This is a genomic window from Actinoplanes sp. NPDC051633, assembly GCF_040681735.1.
Taxonomy (GTDB): Bacteria; Actinomycetota; Actinomycetes; order Mycobacteriales; family Micromonosporaceae; genus Actinoplanes.
Window position 1 is genome coordinate 1 of the sequence record NZ_JBFAZH010000406.1, and the last position, 6,123, is coordinate 6,123.

A 6,123-nucleotide genomic window follows, 5' to 3' on the forward strand; every position below is an offset into this window, starting at 1 on the left:
AGCACGCCGCCAGCGTTCGTCCTGAGCCAGGATCAAACTCTCCAACAAAAACTTGAAAAGAAATCCCGACAATCAAAAGAAATTGCCAGAGAAAACTACTCATGGCACTGGCTTATCAATAGCACCCTGTTGAGTTCTCAAAGAACAACCACACACCGCCGACTTGCTGCCCATCTCGGGCTGCCCGTCCGCGGGGCACTCGCTCCACTTTACTGTCCCGTCCGGGCCGTGTCAACCGGTATTTCCCGGTTGCTACCCATCCGTTCCAGTCTGTCCGCACCCTGCACAGCGCGCAGCGAAGCACAGCGACGCTCAGCGCTCTGAAGAGGAAGACTTGGCAGGACGGCCGCTGCGGCTTCAGCCGCAAGCTCGCCCGTTTCCCTGCCGAGGAAGAACAATACCCGCTCTCCCAGGCGCCTCCAAATCGGCCCCCAGTGTCCGGCAAAGTTCCAGCTCAAGCAGCCGACTTCCCGAGCCCGTCAGGGCTGGGCGATCTCCACGACACCGGCGGTCACCCGGGACCGCAGCACCGGCTGGTCGTTGGCCGCCGGCCCGCGCACGGCCACCCCGTCGCGCAGGCGGAACGTGCTCCCGTGCCAGGGACACACCACGCAGGCCTCGGCGCCCACACCGACGACATCCCCATCACCCAGGGGACCCGTCTCGTGTGAGCAGCGCTCCAGCATCGCCGTCACCTTGTCCCCGCTGCGGAAGAGCAGGATCGGCACGTCGTCGACGGTCTTGACCAGAGGTTTCCCGTCCGGCAGGGAGGCGAGCTCGCCCACGGCCGTCCACTCGGACGGCAGGCGCTGCAGATCCGGCGCGGCCTGGTTGACCCCCGCGGCCTGCGAGTAGGTCAGATGCCCGCCCAGGTACGCCCCAGCGCCCATCAGCGACATCCCCGCATAGGAGAGCGCCTTGCCACGGGCGGTCCGGCCGGAGGCCCGCGCGGAGAGCGACGCCACGAAGAGGCCCACCGCGACGGCGTTGGTCGCGGCGTGCACCAGGCCAACCCGGCGCTCGGCGGCGGACAGCTGGGACCAGTCGGTCCACCCGGCGGCGATCGTCACGGGGCTGGCCGCGGCGCCCACCGTGATAAGCGTGCCGGCGGCCTTGTCCTGGCCGGGGATCGCGTCGAGCACAGCCGCCGAGAGGAAGGCTCCGATCGGCGCGTGGATCAGCACCGGATGCAGGGGATGGCCCAGCCACGTGCCGTGCAGGAAGTTCTTCACCACCTGAGGGCTCGCCCCGGTAATGATCTTCTGAAGCCGGTCACTGATCGTGTCCAGTGATCGGGCCTTCTCGAGCCGCGCAACCATCTGTCGCAACATGGGTAAGCGGTTCCCGGGGCCGACCGCTATAAACCAGCGGTTCGGTGGGTACATCTCGGACATGGCTGCTGCGCCCGAGCGACTCAACACGCCCCGGACCCGGCCGAAGTCACGACGGCCGAACGGTCCGCCGCGGGCCGCCGGCCGGATGCCGACCAATCGGGCGGTGAGTGTGCCAGTGCTCGACCGGGTCTTCGAAAGCGGCGGGTTGACCCCGCTGCGGGGGGACGTCAGCGCATACGCCACCGAGCTGGGCGCCACCGGGGAACGGCTTGACGACGTCGTGCTGCTGGTGCACGAGCTGTGCGGCAACGCCGTGCAGCACGGTGGTGGCGCGGGGCGGCTGCAGTTGTGGCGTGACGATCACCGGCTGATCTGCCGGGTGACGGACCAGGGCCCCGGCCTGGACGACCCGGAGAGCGCGGGCACCGAGCTGCCGCCGGTGCGGTCGGTGGGCGGCCGCGGACTGTGGCTGGCCAGGCGCATCGCCACAGTCCGCATCGAGTCGGGGCCGTGGGGCACGACGGTCACCGCCGAGGTGCCAATGCCTTGAGCGCGTCGCCCAGGCCGCGGTGGAAGGTCGGGTACGCCCAGATCGTGCTCCGCAGCGTGGACAGCGGCACCTCGCCGTGCACCGCCACCGACAGCGCGCCCAGCATCTCGCCGCCGGCCGGCCCGGCCGTCGTCCCGCCGATCAGCACCTCACGCTCACGATCGGCGATCAGCTTGATGAAGCCCTCGTTGCCCGGCCCGTGGATGAAGCCGCGGGAGGTGTACGGCAGCGGAACGTGCCCCACCAGGATGTCCACGCCGGCCTCGCGGGCCTGCTTCTCGGTCACGCCGACCGCGCCGATCTCGGGGTCGGTGAAGGTGACCCGGGGCCGCGCGCGGTAGTCGGCGCCCGGCCCGCCCTGCCCGAGGATGTCGCGGACCGCGACGTCGGCCTCGTACATGGCCATGTGGGTGAAGGCGCCGTTGCCGGTGACGTCGCCGACGCCCCAGATCTTGTCGCCGGCGCGCATGCGGTCGTCCGTGCTGAGGAACCGGGCCGACGGGTCGAGGCCGACCGTCTCGAGGCCGAGATCCTTGAGGCGGGCCGCGCGGCCGGTGGCGACGAGCAGGCGTTCGGCGGTCAACTCGGAACCGTCGGAGAGCGTCACCGTGAAGCGGCCGTCGTCGTAGGAGACGTGCTGTGCGCGTACCCCCGTGTGGATTTTGATCTTTTCTTTGGTGAGGGCCTCGGTCGCGGTCTCGGACGACTCGGGCTCCTCCATCGACAGGATGCGGTCGCTGCCCTCGATGACGGTGACGGCGACGCCGAAGCGTGCCATGACCTGGGAGAGCTCGACGCCGATCGAGCCGCCACCGAGGACGATCATGGTCTCCGGCAGGGTTTCGGCCTCGATGGCCTCGCGGTTCGTCCAGTACGGCGTGCCGGCCAGCCCGTCGATCGGCGGGATCACGGCGGCGGTGCCGGTGGCGATGATCAGCGCCCGTGAGGCGGTGAACTCCTGATCATCGACGCGCACCCGGCCGGGGCCGGTGATGGTCGCCGAGCCGCGGACGAAGTGGCCGCCCTTGCCGGTGAAGCGGTCGACCGCGACCTTGTCGTCCCAGTTGTCGGTGGCCTGTTCGCGGATCCGCTTGGCGACCGGCGTCCAATCCGGTGTGACGGTCGACTCACCCGCCAGCCCGGGGATGCGGCGTGCCTCGGCCAGCGCGTTGCCGGCCCGGATCATCATCTTGCTCGGGATGCACCCCCAGTAGGGGCACTCGCCGCCGACCAGCGTGTGCTCGATGCCCACGACGGTCAGCCCGGCCTCGGCCAATCGCCCGGCCGCCTCCTCGCCGCCGACACCGAGGCCGACGACAACCACGTCCGCGTCCCGCGTTTCTGTCATAGGGCGAGCCTAAGTTACTGACATGGCGACGAACGGGGTTGTGGACAACGGGTTCGAGGCCGTGCGCGAGGCGTTCGACGCCGAGCCGCGCGGCGGATCGGCGCTGGCGGTCATCCGCGGCGGCAAGGTGGTGGTCGATCTGCGCGAGGGCTGGCGTGATGCGGCGCGGACCGTTCCGTGGGATGAGGAGACCCTGGTCAACGTCTATTCGGTGGCCAAGCCGGTGATCGCGCTGGCGGTGCTGCTGCTGGTCGAGCGCGGGCGGATCGCCCTGGACGATCCGGTGAAGCGACATTGGCCCGAGTTCACCGGCGGTGCTTCGGTGCGACATGCGCTGACCCACACTGCGGGCCTGCCCGTGTTCCCGGTCCCCCGGCCGGCAGAGGCGTGGGCCGATTGGGGCCTGCTGTGCGCCGACCTGGCGGCGGCGACGCCCGAGTGGCCGCCGGGCACGGTCGCCGCCGAGCACGCGCTGACCTATGGCCATCTGCTCGGTGAGCTGGTTCGCCGGGTCGACGGCCGGTCGCCTGCGCGGTTCGTGGCCGAGGAGATCGCGGGACCGTTCGGGGCCGACTTCGGTTTCGGGCTGGGTGCCGATGATCAGCGGCGGTGTGCCGAGCTCGAGTTCGACGCACCGGATTGGCCGGAGCGCAACGCCGGCGAGCCGGGTTCGGTCCGGACGCGGGCGGTGGAGAATCCGGCCGGCGCCCGCGACCTGGCGGTGGTCAACAGCGAGTTGTGGCGGTCGGCGTCGGTGCCGGCGGTGAACCTGCACGCCACCGCGGTCGGGTTGGCCCGCTTCTACGACGAGCTCATGCGGCGACCGGTGGGCGCGATGATGGCGACCGCCGAGTTCGAGGGCTTCGACCACTTCATCGGCAGCGAGGTGGTGTGGGGCCTGGGCGTCCAGATCGAGCCGGACGGTTCGTGGGGCATGGGCGGGCTGGGCGGCAACGCGGCCTGGGCCGACCCGGCACACGACCTGGCCATTGCCTACGTCACGCGGCGTCTGGGCGACTTCACCACCGTGGATCGCATCGAGCAAGCCCTAAACCCGGCGTAGCCGATGCCGATTCTGAATCCCCGCGGAAGAAGGATCACTGCGGAGGGGGCGGTTCATGAGAGGGCGATGGCGGACCGGGCTGGTGACCGCCATTCTCATGGTCGTCGCCGCCGCCCTGACCTTGCCCACGGTTTCGACCGCGGGCAAGGTCAGGATCGCCGCGCTGCCGGCGAACACCCGCGCGATGTGGCTGTGGGGCGACGATCCGGCCACCGAGGTGGTCGATTGGGCCGCGGCGAACGGGGTCTCCGAGATCTTCGTGTACGTGTCTCCGTCGGTGCGGACCAACGGCGATCTGGCCCGGCTGCAGACCATGCGGATGCGCGCCGACGCCCGCCGGATCAAGCTCTCCGCGCTGGGCGGCGACAGCTCGTGGGTCACCGATCACAAGGCCGCGCTGGCCTGGCAGACGACGGTGCTGCGCCTCAACCTCTTCGCCGGCATCCACCTCGACGTCGAGCCGTATCTGACGGATGGCTGGTCCGGCAGCCTCGAGACGACCCAGCGGTCCTTCCTCGCGTTGCTCGACAAGATGCGCACCGCGAGCACGGTCCCGCTCGAGGCGGACGTGCCGTTCTGGTACGGCGAGTACAGGTTCGGTAAGGCGAACTTCGCCGACGAGGTGCTCAAGCGCGTGTCGGCGGTCACCGTGATGAGCTACCGCGACACCGCGACCGGGCCCAACTCGATCGTGGAGGTCAGCCGGGACTGGCTCGGCCGCGGAGCAGCGGCGGGCAAACGGGTGCGGCTGGGCGCCGAGACCGTGCCGCTGCCGGACTGCACGCACTGCACCTTCCACGAGGAGGGCGCGACCCGGCTGCGGGCGGAGCTGGCCAAGGTGGATGCGGCCACGCGGAGTGCGCCGGCGTTCGGCGGCATCGGGATTCATCGGTACGGCACTTGGCGTGCCTTGCCCGCATAGAACTTGCCCGCCGGAAACTGGCCCGCATAGAAATCTGCGCATCGGGCAAGTTGACGCGGGCCCTGCCGGCCGAACGGACGAACGCAACGGGTCGGCAGGGCACGCTTCCCCGCCGGCTCAGCCGCCGGGAACTACGGACGCAACCAAACCGCCTCGTCGCGGTGCGACTCCAGCGGCTCCGGGTAATCGAGGCCGCGGCGCAGACCATCGGGCAGTCGCCACGGCTGGTGCACGGCCTTGCCCTCGATCGATTTCAGTTCGGGTACGTAGCGACGAACGTACACGCCGTCGGGGTCGAACCGCTCGGCCTGCCGGATCGGATTGAACCTTCGGTAAGGCTTGGTGTCGTTGCCGGTGCCCGCCACCCATTGCCAGTTGCCCGAGTTGTTGGCCACGTCGCCGTCGTTCAGCCAGCGGAAGAACCACTGCACCCCGGGCCGCCAGTCGATGCCCAGATGCTTGGTCAGGAACGCCGCGGTGATCAGCCGCGCCCGGTTGTGCATGTAACCCTCGGCCTGCAACTGCCGCATGCCGGCGTCCACGACCGGCACCCCGGTCATCCCGTCCTGCCAGTGCTGCAGCGCATCCGCGTCGTCGCGCCACTCGAGGTCGCCCGACTTGCGGTAGGCGTCGGTGGAGATCTTGGGGAAGGCCGCGGTCACCTGGTAGTAGAAGTCGCGCCAGGCCAGCTGCCGGACGAAGGCCTGCGGGCCCTCCCCGTCCAGCTTGCGCACGGCGTTGGCCAGGGCCAACGGCGAGACACAACCGAACCGGAGGTACGCGCTGAGCCGCGAGGTGCCGTCGGCCGGCAGATCGTTGTGCAGGTCGTCGTAGGGGCCGACGTGCCGCAGCCAGGTCGCCGCCCGGCGGTGTCCCTCGGTCTCGCCACCGACCAGCGCGTCCGGC

At 70.0% G+C, this 6,123-nt stretch carries 6 protein-coding genes; 3 read left to right on the forward strand and 3 right to left on the reverse strand.

The window, feature by feature from the left end; genetic code table 11:
- Positions 1-479 precede the first annotated feature (479 nt).
- Entirely contained in the window at positions 480-1,319 is an 840-nt protein-coding gene (locus AB0M20_RS22010; protein WP_364300903.1) for a Rieske 2Fe-2S domain-containing protein, read from the reverse strand.
- Positions 1,320-1,497: 178 nt separating this feature from the next.
- Here AB0M20_RS22010 and AB0M20_RS22015 point away from each other — a divergent pair, with 178 nt between their 5' ends.
- The gene (locus AB0M20_RS22015) at positions 1,498-1,884 is read left to right on the forward strand and encodes an ATP-binding protein (RefSeq protein ID WP_364300905.1); all 387 of its coding nucleotides are present in this window, start codon (positions 1,498-1,500) and stop codon (positions 1,882-1,884) included.
- Here AB0M20_RS22015 and AB0M20_RS22020 read toward each other — a convergent pair.
- Positions 1,859-3,232: an NAD(P)/FAD-dependent oxidoreductase gene (locus AB0M20_RS22020; RefSeq protein ID WP_364300907.1), complete on the reverse strand. Its 1,374-nt coding sequence runs from the start codon at positions 3,230-3,232 to the stop codon at positions 1,859-1,861. The two genes, AB0M20_RS22015 and AB0M20_RS22020, sit on opposite strands and share 26 nt — an antisense overlap.
- Before the next feature lie 22 nt (positions 3,233-3,254).
- Here AB0M20_RS22020 and AB0M20_RS22025 point away from each other — a divergent pair, with 22 nt between their 5' ends.
- Positions 3,255-4,295 carry a serine hydrolase domain-containing protein gene (locus AB0M20_RS22025; protein WP_364300909.1) on the forward strand — a complete coding sequence of 347 codons (1,041 nt, stop codon included), beginning with the start codon at positions 3,255-3,257 and terminating at the stop codon, positions 4,293-4,295.
- Between the two features lie 82 nt (positions 4,296-4,377).
- Complete coding sequence (locus AB0M20_RS22030; protein ID WP_364300911.1) at positions 4,378-5,217, forward strand: hypothetical protein; 840 nt, start codon at positions 4,378-4,380, stop codon at positions 5,215-5,217.
- A gap of 131 nt (positions 5,218-5,348) precedes the next feature.
- On the opposite strand, the gene AB0M20_RS22035 is transcribed toward AB0M20_RS22030, so the two are convergent.
- On the reverse strand, positions 5,349-6,123 hold a 775-nt coding region (locus tag AB0M20_RS22035; RefSeq protein ID WP_364300913.1), incomplete at its 5' end, for a deoxyribodipyrimidine photo-lyase.

What these genes read in the sequence shown, in the direction of transcription:
- AB0M20_RS22010 (WP_364300903.1), bottom strand. Translation starts at nt 1,319, where the DNA reads ATGGTTGCGCGGCTCGAGAAGGCCCGATCACTGGACACGATCAGTGAC.
- AB0M20_RS22020 (WP_364300907.1), bottom strand. Translation starts at nt 3,232, where the DNA reads ATGACAGAAACGCGGGACGCGGACGTGGTTGTCGTCGGCCTCGGTGTC.
- AB0M20_RS22025 (WP_364300909.1), top strand. Translation starts at nt 3,255, where the DNA reads ATGGCGACGAACGGGGTTGTGGACAACGGGTTCGAGGCCGTGCGCGAG.